Source organism: Alkalicoccus daliensis, from assembly GCF_900103955.1.
Taxonomy (GTDB): domain Bacteria; phylum Bacillota; class Bacilli; order Bacillales; family Salisediminibacteriaceae; genus Alkalicoccus; species Alkalicoccus daliensis.
The window spans coordinates 626,583-646,635 of record NZ_FNIL01000001.1 but is presented as its reverse complement, the minus strand read 5'-3'; the positions used below and the strand labels follow the sequence as shown (position 1 = coordinate 646,635).

Below are 20,053 nucleotides of genomic sequence, written 5' to 3'. Positions count from 1 at the left end.
AGATAGTTTTTATCTAAAGTGAACTTAAAGGAGATACAATATGGAAGATTATCAACAATTCACCGCTAAAATACATACCCGCACAGGGATAAATCTTGCTTTATATAAGGAAGCCCAGATGAAGCGACGGTTAACTTCTCTTCGTGAAAAAAGAGGCTACAGTAATTTTGATGCCTATTATTCAGCTCTCACAAAAGATCAGGAGTTGTTTGAAGAATTCCTGCAGAGAATGACAATTAATGTTTCAGAATTTTTCAGGAACAGAAGCAGATGGGACGTGCTGGAAAAGAAAATAATGCCCAGAATTCTCAAGGATAAAACAAAAATAAAAATTTGGAGTGCTGCATGTTCCACTGGGGAAGAACCTTATTCACTTTCTATATTAATGAAAAATTTAGTGGAGCCTTCCCAATTCAGCATTACAGCTACAGATCTTGATAATTCCATTCTTGAAAGAGCTAAAAAAGGCTTTTACCCTGAACGATCTTTAAAAGAAGTAACGACAGATCACATCAATAAATATTTTACCGCGGAGAGCTTAGGCTATGTAGTAAAAGATGAATTAAAAAAACAAATCACATTTAAAAAGCATAATCTCTTAGATGACAGCTATGGTTCGGGTTACGATTTGATAGTATGCAGAAACGTGATGATTTACTTTACTGAGGAAGCAAAAAACATTATGTATCAGAAATTCAGTGACGCTTTAAATAAAGGCGGAGTGCTGTTTGTCGGCAGCACAGAGCAGATATTTAACCCTGGAAAATATGGCCTTGAAACGGAAGATACTTTTTTCTACAAAAAGAAATAATAATGAATGGTGTTTAATGTGGAGTTTCACGTATTTCAGTACAGATGTTTTACCAAAGTGTAAGACAGTAAATGAAACGAGAAAGAAGCTGAGGGTAAAAACTTCAAAAGATCATTACGTATGAAATCTGCTTGAAATTCAGAGGAAAATAACATTTTCTGAAATACGATTCCAATCCCGCAAAATCATCCGGAAATTCCTATTATTATAATGTTTATGAAAGCTTCCTATAATCGCTATTTAAAAATGATTTGTAAAAATCAGCTCTATCCCCTTGAAAAATGACCGAAAATCGTAAACAATAGGAGTATGACATTTTAACGCATAAAAGCGATAAAGAAAGCAGAGGTAGGTAAAATGCGATTTTTAACAGCGGGCGAATCACACGGCCCTCAACTTACAACCATTATTGAAGGAGTTCCTTCACAGCTTCCATTAACAGCAGAAGATATTAATGAGCATTTGGCAAGAAGGCAGAAAGGTTACGGACGCGGCAGAAGAATGCAGATTGAAAAAGACCAGGTGCAGATTTTGAGTGGAGTGCGCCATGGTAAAACGACCGGTGCGCCCATAACATTGGTAGTTGAAAATAAAGATTGGACCCATTGGACTAAAATAATGGGTGCTGAACCATTAACCGAAGAAGAAGAGAAGGAAGTAAAGCGGAAAATCACACGCCCTAGACCCGGACACGCTGATTTAAACGGCGCGATTAAATATAGACACCGTGATATGCGTAACGTACTGGAACGCTCCAGTGCGAGAGAAACTACAGTGAGAGTAGCAGTCGGTGCGCTGGCACAGGTTATTCTAAGACAGTTTGGCATTAAGCTGGCTGGACATGTACTTGAAATAGGAGATGTTAAAGCTGAGCAGCAGCCCTTCACAACAGTCGACGCATTAAAAGAGATAACTGAATCTTCAGAAGTACGCTGCATGGATGAAGCTGCAGGCGAAAAAATGAAAGCGGCAATAGATGATGCTAAAGAAAATGGAGATTCTATTGGTGGAATTGTAGAAGTAATTGCTGAAAATGTTCCTATTGGACTTGGAAGCTTTGTACATTATGATAGAAAGCTCGATGGAAAAATTGGTCAGGCAGTGCTAAGTATAAACGCGTTTAAGGGAGTAGAAATTGGTCTGGGCTTTGAAGCAGCTCGAATGAAGGGCAGTAAAGTACACGATGAAATCGCTTATGAAGAAAACCGTGGATTTTACAGAAGCTCCAATCGACTGGGTGGATTTGAAGGCGGAATGACAAATGGAATGCCGGTTGTTGTTCATGGGGCGATGAAACCTATCCCAACTTTATATAAACCGCTGAAGAGTGTCGATATAGATTCAAAAGAACCATTCACAGCTTCTATTGAACGATCCGACAGCTGTGCTGTACCTGCTGCTGCTGTAGTTTGTGAAGCAGCTGTTGCATGGGAACTTGCAGATGCATTTTTAGATAAATTCGGTTCAGATACGATGGAAGATATTCATAAAGCTTACGAACAGTATCAGGAGGAAGCGAGGAATTTTTAATGGGAGAGCAGCTTTCCGTAAAAAGTAAAGATCACCGTTATTCTATCTGGATAGGAGATAATCTACGGTTCCAAACTGCAGAATACGTACAAAAAGCTGTTCCAGATATGTCTACTTGTATGATTGTTGCCGATGAGCACGTATCCTCGCTGTATTTAGAGGACGTGCTTTCCTCTTTTAATACCAGACCTGCAGTGACTGTAATACCTTCAGGAGAACAGTCAAAATCAATGGATCAGCTCCATATCCTTTTGACGAAATCATTAGAAGCTGGGCTCGACAGAAAATCCGTGATTATTGCCCTCGGAGGCGGAGTGACTGGTGATTTAGCTGGGTTTGCAGCAGCATGTTATATGAGAGGCATCCGTTTTATCCAAATGCCAACCACACTGCTTGCCCACGACAGCAGCGTTGGCGGGAAAACCGGTATTAACCATCCCCTTGGAAAAAATCTTATCGGTGCCTTTCATGCACCGCATGGAGTTATTTATGATGCTGACATGATGAAAACTCTGCCTGAAAAAGAATGGCGTTCTGGCTTTGCGGAAGTAGTAAAACACGGATTAATCGAAAAGAACACAGGCTTTCTTCAATGGCTGAAGTCAGAAGCTCCTTCCTTAAAGAAAATGGAAGGGGAGATATTGCATGAATTACTCCGGCGCTCTATCCAGGTAAAAGTAGATATTGTGGAAGAGGATGAATTCGAAAGAGGTAAAAGAGCATACCTTAATTTAGGGCACACTCTGGGGCATGCTATCGAAGCAGAGGCAGGGTACGGAATAATTACTCATGGAGAAGCAGTAGCAATTGGAATTATTTTTGCTTTGAAGCTGAGTGAAAAGCACTTTCAAATTAAACTTCCTGTAAAAGAAACTGCTGCATATTTCGAAAAAAATGGATACAGTCTTGCTGTTCCGGATGGATTGAAAGCAGACAGGCTGCTTGAAAAAATGAAACGGGATAAGAAAGCGCAGGGCGGAAAATTAAATTTTGTTCTTTTAAAAAATGTTGGAGAACCGAGTCTGGAAGAAGTAGATGAAAGCATAGTACATAATTTATTAGTGGAGGAGGGAAAATAATGATTCGTGGAATAAGAGGTGCCACTACAGTCGAAAAGAATGACGCTGGTTTAATTCATCGTGCTACGGAAGAGCTTATGAAGCAGATTGAAGAACAAAATAATTTGAAGCCACAGGATATTTCTCATGTCATCATTACTGTTACAGAAGAATTAACAGCCACCTTTCCAGCCAGAGCTTTGAGAGATCTCCCCGGTTATCAGTTTGTACCAGTAATGTGTGCACAGGAAATTCCCGTTCCCGGAAGTATGAAAAGCTGTATCAGGCTGATGGTCACAGCTGCTACAGAAAAAAACCAGGAAGAAATTAATCATATTTACCTGAATAAAGCAGAGAAGCTGCGGCCGGACTTGTCCTTGACAAAAGAGCGGTGATCACGTAGGATTGTCGCTAATAGCAGAGTAAAGAGAAGAGCAGAGAGAAGTTTAGCAGAGGATTGAAGAGCAGAGTAGAGGCAATGTTACCCGCGTATTAATAGAATAGTTCAGCCAATGTTTTGTGAAATATACACAAAGCATATTTAAAGCTATTCTCCTTCAAGCAGTTCCCCGCTGACTTCATCTGAATCCAAGATGAGGTGATTTACATGCATTCATTTTCCAAACAGCAATTCATTGATCAAGCTGCCCAATACAAAACAGTAGCTTTATCTACAACAGTTATAGCTGATACTAAAACCCCTATCCAGCTTTTTCAATTATTTGACAAGCAGGCAGCTTTCCTTTTGGAGAGTAAAGATCCTGTGTCCCCTTGGTCAAATTACTCTTTTATAGGATTAAACCCTACATTATATCTCCGGGATGAAGAAAAGCAATTTGTTCTGCGGGATGCGAAAGATAATTTATTATGGCAGGAACAAAACCTCCAGACCGCCTGGGAACGAGTAATGAATGGATTTCAAATTTCTCCGGATCTCCCGGATCTCCCATTTCCCGGCGGAGCGGTAGGCTATCTTGGGTTTGAAGGTTTTCGCTTTTATGAGCCGAGAATTGGCGGAGAAGCGGAAGGCATTCATGATGCTAATTTCATGTTCTGTGAAACAATTCTTGCATTTCATCATAAAGAGGAAATCCTTACCCTCGTGCACTTTCAAGAGACTTCCGCCGGTCCGGAAGCCTCTTATGAAGCAGCTAAAAAGAAATTAACAAATATTACAGAGGCTATTGAAAAAGGGGCCAGTGTGAAGTTTCCGCTCCTTCCAGCAGATGAAAAATTAAAAGAGGAAGATATTTTTGAAGGCGTAACCTCTAATTACACAAAAGCTTCATTTGAAGCAGATGTAAATAAAATTAAAGACTATATAGCACAGGGTGATGTGTTTCAAACAGTTCTTTCACAGCGCTTTGAAATTCCAGTTAAGTCAGATGGTTTATCATTATACCGTGTCCTTCGTAAAGTGAATCCAAGCCCCTACTTATATTACATCAGATTTAAAGACCAGGAGATAATAGGGAGCTCCCCTGAAAGACTGGTTAAAGCTGATGACACGAGAAAGCTGGAAATACACCCTATTGCAGGCACACGAAAGCGGGGCTCCAGTAAAGCAGAAGATGATGCTCTTGCTGCGGATCTTCTGGCGGATGAAAAAGAACGTGCGGAACACCTGATGCTCGTTGATTTAGCCAGAAATGATATCGGAAGAGTAAGTGAATATGGGAGTGTAGAAGTACATGATTTGATGGACGTATCGTATTTTTCCCACGTGATGCATCTTACGACAAAAGTAACCGGACTGAGGAAACCTGATGTACATCCCTTTGAAACTTTGTTTTCAACTCATCCGGCAGGAACAGTTTCAGGAGCACCGAAAGTCCGTGCAGTGGAAATCATTCAGGAGTTGGAGCAGTCTCACCGCGGGGTTTACGCCGGAGCTATTGCTTATTACGGGTTTAATCGTGCGATTGATTCCTGTATTGCAATCAGAACCATGATATTAAAAAATGGCACAGCATATGTTCAGGCAGGCGCAGGAGTTGTGCAGGACTCAGTACCTGAATTAGAATGGGAAGAAACAAGGAACAAAGCCAAAGCTTTAATTTACGCAGTGAAAATAGCAGAGCAGAGAACAGCAAAAGAGGAGGTTATGAGTCATGACATTGCAAACAGTCATGAAAGATAAGCCGCTCAGCAGAGCAGAGTCGAGAAAAATAGTTACGGATATGATGGAAGGAAAATATTCAAACGAAGAAATGGCAGCAATTCTTGCGATTCTGGCATACCGGGGGGAGTCTCCGGAAGAAATCAGCGGATTTGCACAGGGGATGATCGATAAAGCGACAAATATCTCGCTGCCTTATGAACTATTAGATACATGCGGAACCGGAGGAGACAGTTCACATACTTATAATGTTTCCACGGCTTCTGCGATTCTTCTCAGCTCTATGGGTGTGAAAGTTGCAAAGCACGGAAATAGAAGTGTCTCCTCAAAAACAGGCAGTGCTGATGTTCTGGAAATAATGAATATCCCCTTTCAGGCGAATATTTATGAAGCAGAAACTGCATTAAAAGATCATTCTCTGAGCTTCTTTTTTGCTCCCATGTATCACGAAGCGATGAAGTTTGTTGCTCCAGTGAGGAAAGCTCTGAAACAGAGAACGATTTTTAATATCCTTGGACCGCTTACTAATCCTGCTAAGGCTTCCCGTCGGATTATAGGAGTTTACAACCTGGAAACCGCGAGAAAAATGGCCGAAGCTTCTCTTTCTCTCCCGATCTCACAGGCCTTATTTGTTACCGGGGAAGATGGACTGGATGAAATAACTGTACAGGGAAAAACACATATTATCGAACTGCGGAATGGTGAAATAAGAGAGTATACGATCACGCCGGAGGATGTGGGACTGACCACAGGCTCCTTATCTGAAACCTTAGTTTATACACCCGAGCAGAGTGCCCGGATGATACAGGATATTTTCAATAAGAGAGCTTCTGCTGCAGCCACTGACCTGCTGCTGATAAATGCAGGAGCAGCACTTTATATTGCAGATCATTCTCCTTCGATTAAATCAGGAGTGGAGGCTGCAAGAGAAGCATTGGGTGATTCTGTACAGGCTCACCTGAATAATCTGCAGCAGAAAGGAGCAGGGAGTTTATGACAATACTTCAAACGATTACAAACAGAAAAAAAGAAGAGTTAACCAGTCTGCAGCTTCCTGCAGAAAGGTTGACTGAAGCACCGAAGCTTTCTTTAGCAGATGCCTTAAGAAATAGCAGCTATCCACTGGGAATAATTGCTGAAGTTAAAAAAGCTTCTCCATCGAAAGGAGTGCTTCTGGAGGACTTTCACCCTGTCGCTATCGCGAAAGAATATGAAAGTGTGAATGCCTCTGGAATTTCTGTGTTAACCGACAGAGATTTTTTTCAGGGCCACGCACAATATTTAACAGATATAAAAAATGAAGTAAATCTTCCATTATTAAGAAAAGATTTTTTAATTGACCACAGGCAGGTTACGGAAGCAGAAAGAATTGGAGCGGATGCGATCCTTCTTATCGCTGCTATTCTGGAAGGGAAACAGCTGCAGGAATTGTATCTGCAGGCAGAGGAACTTGGAATGGAAGTGCTCGTAGAGGTTCATAATGAAGAAGAGCTGGAAAAAGTCCTAACCTGGAGCAAACCCGAAATTATTGGTGTAAACAATCGTAATCTTAATACGTTTGAAACGGATTTAGCCACCTCGGCAAGACTGCAGCCTTTGATTCCTGAAGATATTTTATTCATCAGTGAAAGTGGTGTGCACAACAGCAGGGATGCCCAGTACCTTGCATCAATTGGAGCAGATGGGCTATTGATTGGAGAGGGATTCATGAAAGCAGTAAACAAAAAAGAGTTCATTCATTCTCTCTTTAGTGATTTGTCATGAGTTTGCTCAAATTCTGCGGTACCCGCACTGAGGAAGACTACAAAAAAATCATTCAGACAGATGTTGATTATATAGGTTTTATTTTTGTGAAAAGCAAGCGTCAAGTTTTTCCTGAGGATGTTGCAAAATGGCAGCAGAATAATCATAAAGGTACAAAAAAGCTTGTTGGAGTATTTGTAAACGAAGCAATCGAAAAAGTTGTAAGTACTGCAAAAGAAGCTAAGCTTGATGTGCTTCAGCTTCACGGAACGGAATCGCCTGAATACGTAGAAAATCTGCGGACAGAATACCAGGGAGAAATCTTTAAAACAATTCACCATGATACGCATGGGATCGAAATGATGAAGCAATTTGAAAATGTAGTGGACGGTTTTGTAGTGGATACAAAATCGCCCGGACACTGGGGTGGCACGGGAAATAAATTTGACTGGGGAGCTGTACCTTCTTATCAGAAGGAAGCAAAGAGGCAGGGGGTCAGCTGCTTTATCGCAGGCGGAGTAACCCCGGATAATATAAAAGAACTTCTTTTATATCAACCTGATGGCATTGATGTTTCTTCAGGAATTGAAAGTAAGGAAACGAAAGACGAAAGGAAGATGAAGCAGATGACTGATTCACTGAAAAATATTTATCAGGCGCCTGATGCGTTAGGAAGATTCGGCCCGTTTGGTGGAAAATATGTGCCGGAAACGCTGATGTATGCACTGGAAGAACTGGAGAATGCTTACCGGGATGCGAAAGATGATCCGGCGTATCAGGAAGCATTGTGGAAAGAAATGAAGGAGTATTCCGGTCGGCCTACAGCTTTAACTTATGCAGAACGGCTTACGGAGCACTATGGCGGAGCAAAAATTTATTTAAAACGGGAAGATTTAAACCATACAGGTGCACATAAAATTAACAATGCTCTTGCACAGGCGCTTCTCGCGATTAGAATGGGGAAAAAGCAGATTATCGCTGAAACCGGTGCCGGACAGCACGGTGTAGCATCAGCTACGGTAGCAGCAAGGTTTGGTTTAACCTGCAAAGTGTTTATGGGTGCCGAAGACATTAAAAGACAGGAGTTAAATGTTTTTCGAATGAGGCTGCTGGGAGCAGAAGTAATTGAAGTAACTTCAGGCGGGAAAACGTTAAAAGATGCTACGAATGAAGCAATCAGGCACTGGGTAGCAAATGTAGAAGATACTTTTTATCTAATCGGAAGTGCTGTAGGCCCTCATCCTTACCCGATGATGGTCAGGGATTTTCAAAGTGTTATCGGTACGGAAAGCAAAAGTCAGTTAAAAGAAAGAATCGGAAAACTGCCGGATCATGTGGTAGCCTGCGTCGGTGGCGGCAGTAATGCGATCGGAATGTTCCATCCATTTATAAATGACAGCGAAGTTAAATTAACTGGAGTCGAAGCTGCAGGAAAAGGAATAGACACAACAGAACATGCAGCCACGTTATCTAAAGGGAGAAAAGGAGTACTTCATGGTTCCTTATCTTATCTGCTGCAGGATGAGCACGGAAATATCACGGAGCCTTATTCTATTTCGGCAGGTCTGGATTACCCGGGCATTGGACCGGAGCATGCACATCTCAGGGATATTGAAAGAGTAAACTATGTTCCGGCAACTGACGAGGAAGCAATGAAAGCGCTGAAGGACCTTTGTGAACTCGAAGGAATACTTCCTGCAATTGAAACTGCGCATGCGTTAGCATTTGTAGAGAAACATGCGCCCGAAATGGATAAAGAGGAAGTAATTCTTGTTTGTCTCTCTGGTCGTGGAGATAAAGACGTAAATACAATACAGCAGACGTTGGAGGGGAATGAGGAATGAATCGTTTAACTGCGAAAGAATTTCAGGAAGAGAAAAATCGGTTTGTCCCTTATATTATGAGCAGTCACCCTTCGTACGAAGCTTCTATCGATATTGCGTTAACTCTGCAAAAAGCCGGTGTCAGTGCTATTGAATGGGGGGTCCCTTTCAGTGACCCTCTTGCAGATGGGCCGGTTATCCAGGAAGCGGGAGATCAGGCAAGAGCAGCTGGTGGAAGTTTAAAAAAAGCTGTACAGGGAGCTAAAGAAGCAAGAGACAGAGGATTAACTGTACCTCTTGTATTATTTACTTATGTGAATCCAGTACTGTCAGTTGGTTTTCAGGAAGTCATTAACTTAATGAAGGAAGCCGATATGGATGGGATACTGATACCGGACCTTCCGCATGAAGAAAGTGATGAACTAAGAGCTATTTGTAATGAAGCTGGAATTTCCCTGATTTCTCTCGTAGCTCCCAGCTCGCGAAACAGAATGCAGAAAATAAGCAGTTTAGGTGAGGGGTTTATTTATTATGTTACTTCCCTTGGAGTCACAGGGACCAGAGAAAATTTTGCAGATGAACTGGAAGAAACGATTGCAGAATTAAAGTCATTCTCTAAAGTTCCAGTACTTGCAGGATTTGGCATATCCAAACAGGAGCATGTGCAGTTTTTTCAAAAAATTGCTGACGGTGTGATTGTCGGAAGTGCACTTGTCCGATTTATTTCCGAGAGAGCAGAACACCTTAATAATCCGGATGAAAAACCAAAAGCTTTAGAAGAGATCGCTTTATTTATTAAAGATTTAACTGCATAAAGTTTAGGAGGAAAAACAATGAAAGTTAAACAATCTATGATAGGACTTCACCCTTATCAGCCAGGGAAGCCTATGGATGAAGTGAAAAGGGAACTCGGACTGGATGAAGTTATTAAACTTGCTTCCAACGAAAATCCTTATGGTGCGTCTCCTGAAGTAGCAAAGGCTGTTAATGAAGCAATTGCGCAAGTAGCTGTATATCCCGATGGCTATGCCCGGCTGCTGCGCCAAAAAGTTGCAGAACAGCAGAATGTGAAAGAAGAACAGCTTATATTTGGGAACGGTTCTGACGAAGTAATCTTAATACTATGCAGAGCAATTTTAAGTGCTGGCGACAATATTGTCACAGCCGTTCCTACGTTTCCACAATACAAACACAATGCAGTAATAGAAGGAACGGAAGTAAAAGAAGTTCCGCTGGCAGACGGTGTACATGACTTGGAAGCTATGTATGCTGAAATAGACGAGCGCACGAAAATTGTGTTTGTATGTAATCCAAATAACCCCTCAGGTACTTACGTCAACGAGCAGGCATTTACTGCTTTTATGGAAAAAGTTCCAGAAGATGTCCTGGTAGTAAGTGATGAAGCTTACTTTGAGTATGTGCGGGCAGAAGATTATCCGTCAACTATCCCGTTACTGGATAAATATAAAAATTTAATGATTTTAAGAACTTTTTCTAAAGCATACGGACTTGCTTCGCTTCGGGTAGGGTACGGTATTGGGCATGAAGAATTTATTCAAGCTGTAGAGCCCGGGAGAGAGCCATTTAATACAAATAGTGTAGCGCAGGCAGCAGCGATAGCTGCAATAGATGATACTGAATTCTTAAACGGATGTGTACAGCAGAATGCTGAGGAAATGATAAAGTTTGAACACTTCTGTAAAGAAAACAACTTTCCCTACTTTCCTTCTGAAGCAAATTTTATTTTAATGAGTGTAAACAGGCCAGGCGGTGAAGTTTTTGATAAGCTCCTGCACGCAGGCTTTATTGTAAGAAACGGAGAAGCACTCGGCTTTCCTGAATATGTAAGGATCACTCTGGGCACCCCGGCTCAAAATGATAAGATAAGGGCTGAGCTGTTAAGCTGGCTTAAATAGGAGGATTCTTTTTTGAAGAAAAATGTTGTTATTATAGGTTTAGGGCTCATTGGAGGATCTCTGGCTCTTGCAATTAAAAGCAGCTATCCTCAATCGGTAATCAAAGGTTTTGATGTAAACAAGCAGGCAGTGAAACTGGCAAGAAGTCTTCAAATTATTCAGGAAGACGGGGATAACCTTGGAGAAATAGTCAAGGATGCAGATGTGATTATTATTGCTTCTCCAGTAGAAAGCTCTATAAAAATTCTGGATGAGCTTTCTTCTCTGCCGCTGAAAGAGGGTGCGATCGTTACCGATGTAGGAAGTACCAAGCAGTCAGTAATGGAAGCAGGAAACCGTCTGAATGGGAAAGGAGTTACTTTTATCGGCGGTCATCCGATGGCCGGTTCTCACAAAACGGGAGTGGAAGCAGCACGGGAAAGGCTGTTTGAAAATGCTTTTTACATACTGACTCCCAGTGAAGAAACACCTGATTCAAAATTAATTCAGCTGCAGAACCTTTTAAAAGGGACCAGAGCTAAGTTTATTCAGCTAGATGCGGTCTCCCACGACAGGTTTGCCGGTTTGGTGAGCCATCTGCCGCACATTATTGCTTCTTCTCTCGTTCATCAGGTGAAAAAAGCAGGGGAAGAGGATCCACTGGTACAGCAGTTGGCAGCCGGCGGTTTCAGAGATATTACTCGCATTGCCTCTGCTTCACCAACGATGTGGCGCGATATATTAATCCACAATCGATCAACTCTTCTCCCAATGATTGGAGAATGGAAAGAGCAGATGACACGTATCGAAGAGATGATTGAAAGTGAAAATGCAGAGATGATTTATGACTTTTTTGCTGATGCCAAAGCTGCCAGAGATAATTTACCTTCAAAGAAAAAAGGTGCGATGCTCCCGTTCTATGACTTATTTGTCGATATCCCGGACCATCCAGGGGTAATTTCTGATGTAACGGGATTACTAGCTAAACAGAATATCAGTATTACTAACATCCGAATTATCGAAGCCCGCGAAGGAATAATGGGGGCTTTAAGATTGAGTTTCCGTTCAGAAAGTGATCTGATTACTGCGAAAACATTATTAGAGGAACATATGTATGAAACCTACGACGCTCCATAACATTCAGGGAGGCAATGAAATGATAAAAGTGATACAGAAAGCGAAAGGCCCTCTGAAAGGGACTGTGAAAATACCCGGAGATAAATCTATCAGTCATAGAGCTGTATTATTTGCATCTATTGCAGAAGGAACCTCCACTATCCATGGATTTTTAAGAGGACAGGATTGCTTAAGTACAATCAGCTGCATGAGGGAACTTGGGGTTGAAATAACCGAAACTGATGATGTGATTACTGTAGAAGGAAAAGGGTCTTCAGGATTGGCTGAACCTGATAAACTGTTGGATGTAGGAAACTCCGGTACAACGATACGTCTGTTATCCGGTATATTGGCAGGTCAGGAATTTTATAATGTATTGGCCGGAGACGATTCAATTGCGAAACGGCCAATGCGGCGTGTAACAGGACCTTTAAAAATGATGAATGCTTCTATAGATGGCAGGGATTTTGGGAATTACACCCCTTTAACGATACGCGGCGGAAATCTGCAGGGAATTCACTACTTTTCTCCAGTAGCAAGTGCACAGGTGAAATCGGCTGTTCTTTTGGCAGGATTGTACGCAAATGGACAAACGACAGTAACGGAGCCGTTCCTTTCAAGAGATCATACTGAAAGAATGCTGAGAACCTTCGGCGTGGAAGTAGAAACTGAAGATCTGTCAGCGACAATCAGAGGCGGACAGAAGCTGCAGGCGACAAAAGTGGAAGTACCGGGAGATATTTCTTCTGCTGCATTTATGCTGGTGGCAGGCGCAATTGTTCCTGAGAGTGAAATCAAACTGGATGTAGTAGGAATTAATCCTACAAGAGCCGGCATTATCGATGTAATGAAAAGAGCAGGGGCAGATGTTACTCTGGAAAACGAGCGTATGCTCGGGGGAGAACCAGTAGCTGATATTAGAATAAAAGCTTCTTCCCTAAAAGCCGTAGAGATAGCTGGAGCAGATATTCCGCGGTTAATAGATGAAATTCCCGTATTAGCGCTGCTTGCTACCCAGGCAGAGGGGACTACAGTGATTAAGGATGCTGCTGAATTAAAAGTAAAAGAAACGAATAGAATTGATACTGTAGTAAATCAGCTGAACAAACTGGGAGCTTCCTGCGAAGCTACGGAAGACGGTATGATTATTCACGGACCTACCCCTTTAAAGGGAGCAGAAGTAGAAAGTTTTCACGACCATCGTATCGGCATGACAATGGCACTGGCAGGCCTCATTTCTGAAGGAGAAGTAAAAGTAAAAGATACAGAAGCAATTGCAGTATCTTACCCGGATTTCTTTGAGGATTTAAAAGGCTTGTTAAATTAAAATGTTTTTCTATTTAGAGGACGTATGGGACTGTACATATACGTTCTCTTTTGCTTTGTAATGTCACGTCTATTGATTATCCATTTAAATGAAAATGATTGCCTATAGGATGCTGGAATGCAGTGTCTGCGGTTTTTATTTCTCCGCTTGCCGTGGAGAACCTTTACATCTTAAGCAGAAGGCTTAAAACAAAATTTTGAAGTTGTATCGAAGTTTTTTACTGACAAAAGGAGCTCATGGAAGCCGGAGGCATTAATGGTGGACAATCTTCTTTTCAGTTGACAAAATAGAAGAAGCAGAAAGAAGGGAGAACTTAACTTTATGAATGAGAAACTGCAGGAAGCTATTAAACTAATTGAAGATGGGTACCATGAAGAAGGACTTACAAAAGTTGAAAATATCATTGAGGGTGCGGATGATGAAACTAAGCGGACGATCGCTGAGCTGTATTACGAGCTGGGGCTTGTAGATAAGGCATTAATATTAGCAGAAGATCTGATGTTTAAATATCCTGATCATGGAGAGTTATTTGCATTTGCTTCTGAATGCTATATAGAGCTTGGTAAAGAAGAAGAAGCCTTGGACATGCTCAATGAAATCAATGAAAAGGATCCTGCGTTTCTTCAGGCACAGCTTCTTTTAGCTGATTTATATGAAAGCCAGGGCCTGGAGGAAGTTGCCGAGAAAAAATTACTGGAAGCACTGAAGCATATGCCGAACGAAAGTGTACTTCAGTTAGGCCTGGCGGAATTTTATTTAAACAGAGGTGACTATCAACAGGCTATCTCCTATTACAAACAAGCTGTTTACCAGGGGAATCTGCCGGATGATCTGCCAGTAGACCCTCAGGTAAGACTTGCAGAAGCATACAGTGCAAGCGGACAGTTTGAGGAAGCGATTGAACATTATAAAGAAGGTTTAAAGAAAGAACCAACGGCAGATGGTTTATTTGGCCTGGGTTATACCTCACTGCAGCTGGAAGATTATATCACCGCAGTCGATGCATTTAATAAACTGCTGGAACAGGATCCTGATTATACATCCGCGTATGGAGCACTAGCAAAAGCGCATATGGCAATGAAAAATTGGGATGAAGCAAGAGAAGCACTTAAAGAAGGAATCAGCAGAGATGAATTTAACGAAGAGCTCTATCTTGAAATGGCTAAATTACAGCTTTCCCAAGGGGAAACAGAGGATGGGAGAGAATTTTTAAAAAGAGTGATTGCAATGAACCCTTCAAATGTATCTGCGGTGCAGGAGGCATTATTTTATTATGACGATGTGGAGGATTATAAGGAAATGCTGGAATTAATCCGCTTCCTGGATGACTACCATGAATTTGACCCTATGTATGAAAGGTTCCGTGCGAAAGCATTATTTGAGGAAGATGATATCCAGGGCGCAGCACAGGCTATGGACGTTGCTTTATCCAGCTCTGACAGAGATGAGAGACTGCTGGAAGATGCAGCGATGGTATATCTAGCCAACCGCCAGAAAAATAAAGCACTGCCCCTGCTGGAAGAAGTTTTATCTCATGATCCGGACAGGGAAGATATACGGTTCAGAATAGAAGAGTTAAAAGAAATATAATGTAATAGTTTTTCTTTGCAGGATTTTATCTGCAGGCGTAGAATAGATACTATAGCAGAATATATCTTGCTGCGAGCGAATAGTGAAAGGGAGGGAAACGTAATGAACAGTGCAATTCCAGTAATGGAAAAGCGGGATTTTCTTAAGTGGTTCCTGGAAAAATACCAGCTTAAAAGAAGAGAATGTGCATGGCTGCTAAATTTCTTGATGAGTGACGATATATTAATGGAACGCGTGCATTTTGTTGAGCAGGCGGAACACTGCCCGAAAGCTTTGATGATTTCAGCTAACGACGTGGACCAGGTACCTTTTGCATTTCACAAAAATCAGCATGTTACCATGGATGCTGAAAAATCTTTTCATGATATTCGACTTAATCGCAACGAAGATATTTTTATTCAGCTTAACTTTAGAGAGAAACACACACTGCCTCAGTATGCTGCAGTACTGGAAGAAAATCCTTATTTACCGGTAAATGTAGAAGAAGAGACAGTAAATGGTCTTTTAGCAGAGCTTGTCCTTGACGAGGCAGTGCGAAAACAGCAGCTTAAAACGCTGGAGGAACAGATTGATGCTGCACTGGAGAATAAGAACCGTGATGCATTTAATACTCTTTCTAAAAGATATTCAGAATTGAAAGCCCTCGATTCCTAGGGCTCTTTTTTTTGGATAGGCAGTGCTGAAAAACCTGCACAAGCACCGCCTGAACATTCATAATGGCAAAATGTCTTTTCGCCGAAATTAGCCGGGAACAAGCCAATAGGCAAGCCCTTTCGAAAGTGTAACAGCGTTATTACTTCTTTATAAATGGAACTTTATTTTTTAAGGCAGCTTTTCTATTAACAAATTACTTGAAGATAGGGGTATTTTTATGAGATGGAATGAAAATGATGCAAAAACGTACCAAAGCGCAAAAGAATATGTAGATACAGCAATTATCCCTCTACTGCCGGTTGCTGGAGGGAAAGAGCAGGAAGAAGCGGTGCGTATGGGAGAATTCACTTCCTATTTAACAGATTTTCTTGAAAGACAATATACTGGAAGAGTTTACCTTTTGCCTCCTTTCACTTATCTGAAAGAAGAATCTACCGAGGATAGGCTGGAAAGATTAAAGACTTGGACAGAACATTTTAAGAATCAGGGATTCTCACATTTTCTTTATGTTACTTCTGATTCCCGTTGGAGACAGGCAGACGCAAGGGATTTAGGAGAATTAGTATGGATACCTGCTTTTTCATTAGCGGAAATGGATACGAACAAAAGACAGCAGTCTATAGAACAGCAGGCGCAGCAGATCATTCCATTAATGACTGAAAAATGGAGTTAGAAAGCGCTTTTAGAGAATACTATTCTTATAAAATGATTAGCCTTATTTTATTGACATGGTCCTGTTTGATAGGCTATGATGTAAATGTCTTAGTATGATATTTTATAAAAGTGTGTAGAAAGTAAGTGAGGAGGGAAGGTCGTGAGCGAGAAAAACCACCGAGTTTCAAGACGCCAGTTCTTGACCTATACATTAACAGGTGTAGGCGGGTTTATGGCAGCAGGAATGCTCGCTCCCATGGTAAGAATGGCTTTAGATCCAGCGCTTGAAGCTGCAGGAGACTCTGAATTTGTTTCCGTTGGATTAAGTGAAGACGAAGTTTCTGAAGAACCGCAGCGAGTAGATTTCAGTATAGAGCTGGATGATGGCTGGTATTCATCAGAGCAAAGCCGCTCGGCCTGGGTATTGCGAGAAGGAAATGAAATTCTGGCACTATCACCTATATGTACCCATCTTGGTTGTACTGTAAACTGGGGTACCAATGAAGAAAATCCAGAAGAGTTTTTCTGTCCGTGCCATTTCGGCAGATTTGAACGTGACGGAACAAATATTCCTGGTACGCCGCCAACGCGGCCGTTGGATGTCTACGAGGTTGAAGTTCGGGACGGAATGATTTATTTAGGACAAATTAATCAGCGTGGTTAATTAAGGGGGCCAGAAAATGTTACAAAAAGTGTACGACTGGGTTGATGAACGGCTCGATATAACCCCTCTATGGCGAGATATTGCAGACCACGAGGTACCTGAGCACGTTAATCCGGCCCACCATTTTTCAGCATTTGTTTATTGTTTTGGAGGAATGACATTTTTTGTTGTTGTCATTCAGATTTTATCGGGTATGTTTTTAACAATGTATTATGTACCGGATATCATTCATGCATATGAATCAGTTTATTACTTACAGAATGAAGTGACGCACGGGATGATTGTGCGGGGAATGCACCATTGGGGTGCCAGTCTGGTTATCGTAATGATGTTTTTACATACATTACGGGTTTTCTTTACCGGTTCCTATAAAAAACCGAGAGAATTAAACTGGGTTGTAGGTGTTCTATTATTCTTTGTAATTTTAGGTCTTGGTTTTACAGGATATCTCCTGCCTTGGGACATGAAAGCATACTTTGCAACGGTAGTTGGACTGGAAATCGCAGAAGCTGCTCCGGTAGTTGGAGACTTTGCCAGAGTTCTATTAGCCGGCGGTGACATCATCGGCGCACAGACACTGGCCCGATTCTTTGCGATTCACGTATTCTTCCTGCCAGGTGCACTGCTTGGATTACTCGGAGCGCACTTCTTCATGATCCGTAAGCAGGGTATTTCCGGGCCGTTGTAAAAAGTAGAGAAGGAGGGGAAAATATGCATCGCGGAAAAGGCATGAAGTTCGTCGGGGACTCACGTGTTCCTGCCGAAAAAGAGCCGAATATACCAAAAGACTATTCCGAATATCCAGGTAAAACCGAAGCATTTTGGCCGAACTTTCTGCTTCGGGAATGGATGGTAGGGGCGGTGTTTTTAATCGGTTTCCTCGTGTTGACAGTTGCACACCCAGCTCCGCTGGAATCAATTGCCGACCCTACGGAAACAGGATATATTCCACTGCCTGACTGGTATTTCTTATTTTTATACCAGTTGTTAAAATATGAATTTGCTTCTGGTCCTTATACAGTTATTGGTGCGGTAGTTCTCCCAGGTATCGCTTTTGGAGCACTGCTGCTAGCCCCATGGCTTGATGGCGGACGGGAACGACGTCCTTATAAGAGACCAATTGGAAGTGCTTTAATGCTTCTGGGTGTTATTTCAATCATCTTCCTTACTTGGGAATCTGTAGACCAGCATGACTGGGAAGCAGCTGCTCAGCAGGGAGCAATTGAAGATGAGGTAGAAGTCGATGAATCTGCGGCAGGTTATGAAATTTATCAGACGCAGGATTCTTGTATCGGTTGTCACGGTGGGGATATGCAGGGCGGCGCTGCTGGTCCAAACATCTTCCAAAGTGATTATGATACAGATGAAGTAATTGATATCATTCAAAATGGTATCGGAGAAATGCCGGCTGGCCAGTTTGACGGTTCTGATGAAGAACTGGAAACACTCGCAGCCTTTATTGCCAATGATGGACAAGATCCGGAAAATGGTGAGGGCGGCGGAGATGAAGATGCCGAAGGCAACGAAGAAGAAAACACTGAAGGCAATGAAGAAGAAGCTGAAGGTGAAGAAGAAAACGAATAGAATTACAGGGAAGAGCCGGCTGATGTGTGTGTCGCCGGCTCTTTTAATGGATTATTTTATATATTTCATTTGTCTGGAGGAATTTCATATATGAAGGAGTACATATTAGGTATACTGCGCTCCCGGGGATTTTTATGGGCTTTATTCATTGTAAACTTTCTCGGGACGGTTTATGGTTATATATGGTATGATGCTCAGCTGCTGCAGACTCCTTGGTACTTTTTGATATTTGTACCGGACAGCCCAACTGCCAGTCTGTTTTTTACGATAGTACTTGGATGTTTCTTAGCAGGAAAAAGATTTCCTCTGATGGAAGCCCTTGCAGCGGTTACGCTGATAAAATATGGTATATGGGCAGTGATAATGAATCTTGCAGCTGGAGCTGCAGGCACACCGTTAAACATTCTTCATTGGATGCTCGTTTTTTCTCATGCAGGAATGGCGCTGCAGGCAGTATTATATCTCCCATATTTTAGGATTAAAAATTGGCACTTAGCAGCCGTAGCATTATGGACTGTCCATAACGACTTTATAGATTATATTTACGGTATGCACCCATGGGTTTCAAGGTCATTAACTCCTTATATCAGTGAAATTGGTTATTTTACCTTTTGGCTGAGCATAGCTTCTATTGCAGCGGTTTATTATATGAACAAGAAGTATCAGGCTGACATTTTTTCTGCAGGCATTTCAATTGACGCTGACAAAAATTCTGACTAAAATTGACCTTAAGAGATATAAAAATTTAAGGGGGAGTGCTTGAATGTTTGGTAATATGGGCTTTTTTCTTTTGTATTTCGCGGTACTTTTAATCGTTCCCTTATGGGCAAATGCAAGAGTTAAAAATACGTACAAAAAATATTCCCAGGTAGCATCTTCTTCCGGAATGTCCGGGGCGGAGGTAGCGAGGAAAATCCTGAATGATAATGGCTTATTTGACGTAACTGTGGAACCTGTCAAAGGACAGTTAACGGATCACTACGATCCCCGTCAGAAAGTTGTTAGATTATCTGAAAGTAATTATTACGGCAACTCCATAGCAGGTGCCGCTGTAGCTGCGCACGAAGTCGGGCATGCAATACAAGATGCAGAAGCATACAGCTTTCTCCGGTTTCGTTCCGCGCTGGTACCCGTAGCGAGCTTCGGGTCGAATATATCTATCTTTTTGATCATCGGGGGAATCCTGCTTTCTGCTTCCGGCCTGCTCCTGGCAGGTATAGTATTAATGTCTTTCGCAGTATTGTTCCAGTTTGTAACGCTTCCCGTGGAATTTAATGCATCTTCAAGAGCAATGGAGCAGGTGGTTTCCACCGGGGTTATCCGCAATGATGAAGAGCGGGAAACGAAAAAAGTTCTTAATGCTGCAGCTCTGACTTACGTAGCTTCCGCGCTGGTAGCCGTAATTGAATTAGTGCGATTCATAATGATGTACTTTATGATGAATGATGATTAAAAAAAACAGACCATCGGATTTCCAATTTCCAA

20 protein-coding genes are annotated in these 20,053 nt (G+C 41.9%); all 20 read left to right on the top strand.

The window, feature by feature from the left end; genetic code table 11:
- Positions 1-40 precede the first annotated feature (40 nt).
- The 20 genes from BLP92_RS03140 to BLP92_RS03045 all read left to right on the top strand — a co-directional run bounded on the left by BLP92_RS03140 (position 41) and on the right by BLP92_RS03045 (position 20,021).
- Positions 41-811, top strand: coding sequence for a CheR family methyltransferase (locus BLP92_RS03140; protein ID WP_090840479.1), 771 nt, complete (start codon positions 41-43; stop codon positions 809-811).
- A gap of 357 nt (positions 812-1,168) precedes the next feature.
- Entirely contained in the window at positions 1,169-2,341 is a 1,173-nt protein-coding gene (gene aroC, locus BLP92_RS03135) for a chorismate synthase (RefSeq protein WP_090840478.1), read from the top strand.
- On the top strand, positions 2,341-3,420 hold the full coding sequence (gene aroB / locus BLP92_RS03130; protein WP_090840477.1) for a 3-dehydroquinate synthase: 1,080 nt from the start codon (positions 2,341-2,343) through the stop codon (positions 3,418-3,420). Before aroC ends, aroB begins: the two co-directional genes overlap by 1 nt.
- On the top strand, positions 3,420-3,794 hold the full coding sequence (gene aroH, locus BLP92_RS03125) for a chorismate mutase (protein ID WP_090840475.1): 375 nt from the start codon (positions 3,420-3,422) through the stop codon (positions 3,792-3,794). Before aroB ends, aroH begins: the two co-directional genes overlap by 1 nt.
- A gap of 212 nt (positions 3,795-4,006) precedes the next feature.
- Positions 4,007-5,539 (top strand): anthranilate synthase component I, encoded by a 1,533-nt coding sequence (gene trpE / locus BLP92_RS03120; RefSeq protein WP_090840473.1) that lies wholly within the window; start codon positions 4,007-4,009, stop codon positions 5,537-5,539.
- Entirely contained in the window at positions 5,511-6,515 is a 1,005-nt protein-coding gene (gene trpD, locus BLP92_RS03115) for an anthranilate phosphoribosyltransferase (RefSeq protein WP_090840471.1), read from the top strand. Before trpE ends, trpD begins: the two co-directional genes overlap by 29 nt.
- Positions 6,516-6,517: 2 nt before the next feature.
- Positions 6,518-7,282: an indole-3-glycerol phosphate synthase TrpC gene (gene trpC, locus BLP92_RS03110; protein ID WP_425284412.1), complete on the top strand. Its 765-nt coding sequence runs from the start codon at positions 6,518-6,520 to the stop codon at positions 7,280-7,282.
- Positions 7,279-9,105 (top strand): bifunctional phosphoribosylanthranilate isomerase/tryptophan synthase subunit beta, encoded by a 1,827-nt coding sequence (locus BLP92_RS03105; protein WP_090840468.1) that lies wholly within the window; start codon positions 7,279-7,281, stop codon positions 9,103-9,105. The genes trpC and BLP92_RS03105 overlap by 4 nt, the downstream gene beginning before the upstream one ends.
- A complete protein-coding gene (gene trpA, locus BLP92_RS03100) occupies positions 9,102-9,899 on the top strand; it encodes a tryptophan synthase subunit alpha (protein WP_090840467.1) in 798 nt (265 codons plus the stop codon). Before BLP92_RS03105 ends, trpA begins: the two co-directional genes overlap by 4 nt.
- 18 nt (positions 9,900-9,917) lie before the next feature.
- Positions 9,918-11,000, top strand: a complete 1,083-nt coding sequence (gene hisC / locus BLP92_RS03095; RefSeq protein WP_090840465.1) for a histidinol-phosphate transaminase — start codon at positions 9,918-9,920, stop codon at positions 10,998-11,000.
- A 12-nt stretch (positions 11,001-11,012) separates the two neighbouring features.
- The gene (locus BLP92_RS03090) at positions 11,013-12,116 is read left to right on the top strand and encodes a prephenate dehydrogenase (RefSeq protein ID WP_090840463.1); all 1,104 of its coding nucleotides are present in this window, start codon (positions 11,013-11,015) and stop codon (positions 12,114-12,116) included.
- 19 nt (positions 12,117-12,135) lie between these two features.
- Positions 12,136-13,422: a 3-phosphoshikimate 1-carboxyvinyltransferase gene (gene aroA, locus BLP92_RS03085; protein WP_090840461.1), complete on the top strand. Its 1,287-nt coding sequence runs from the start codon at positions 12,136-12,138 to the stop codon at positions 13,420-13,422.
- A 321-nt stretch (positions 13,423-13,743) separates the two neighbouring features.
- Positions 13,744-15,012, top strand: a complete 1,269-nt coding sequence (locus BLP92_RS03080; RefSeq protein WP_090840459.1) for a tetratricopeptide repeat protein — start codon at positions 13,744-13,746, stop codon at positions 15,010-15,012.
- 102 nt (positions 15,013-15,114) lie between these two features.
- Entirely contained in the window at positions 15,115-15,666 is a 552-nt protein-coding gene (locus tag BLP92_RS03075) for a ReoY family proteolytic degradation factor (RefSeq protein WP_090840457.1), read from the top strand.
- Positions 15,667-15,883: 217 nt separating this feature from the next.
- On the top strand, positions 15,884-16,339 hold the full coding sequence (locus tag BLP92_RS03070) for a YpiF family protein (RefSeq protein ID WP_090840455.1): 456 nt from the start codon (positions 15,884-15,886) through the stop codon (positions 16,337-16,339).
- Positions 16,340-16,480: 141 nt separating this feature from the next.
- Positions 16,481-16,984 (top strand): QcrA and Rieske domain-containing protein, encoded by a 504-nt coding sequence (locus BLP92_RS03065; RefSeq protein WP_090840453.1) that lies wholly within the window; start codon positions 16,481-16,483, stop codon positions 16,982-16,984.
- A 16-nt stretch (positions 16,985-17,000) separates the two neighbouring features.
- Entirely contained in the window at positions 17,001-17,672 is a 672-nt protein-coding gene (qcrB, locus tag BLP92_RS03060) for a menaquinol-cytochrome c reductase cytochrome b subunit (protein WP_090840451.1), read from the top strand.
- A gap of 23 nt (positions 17,673-17,695) precedes the next feature.
- Entirely contained in the window at positions 17,696-18,568 is an 873-nt protein-coding gene (locus BLP92_RS03055) for a menaquinol-cytochrome c reductase cytochrome b/c subunit (RefSeq protein ID WP_090840449.1), read from the top strand.
- A gap of 90 nt (positions 18,569-18,658) precedes the next feature.
- Positions 18,659-19,288, top strand: coding sequence for a lipoprotein heptaprenylglyceryl N-acetyltransferase LhaT (lhaT, locus tag BLP92_RS03050; RefSeq protein WP_090840447.1), 630 nt, complete (start codon positions 18,659-18,661; stop codon positions 19,286-19,288).
- 43 nt (positions 19,289-19,331) lie between these two features.
- Positions 19,332-20,021, top strand: a complete 690-nt coding sequence (locus BLP92_RS03045) for a zinc metallopeptidase (protein WP_244516631.1) — start codon at positions 19,332-19,334, stop codon at positions 20,019-20,021.
- Positions 20,022-20,053: the final 32 nt, after the last annotated feature.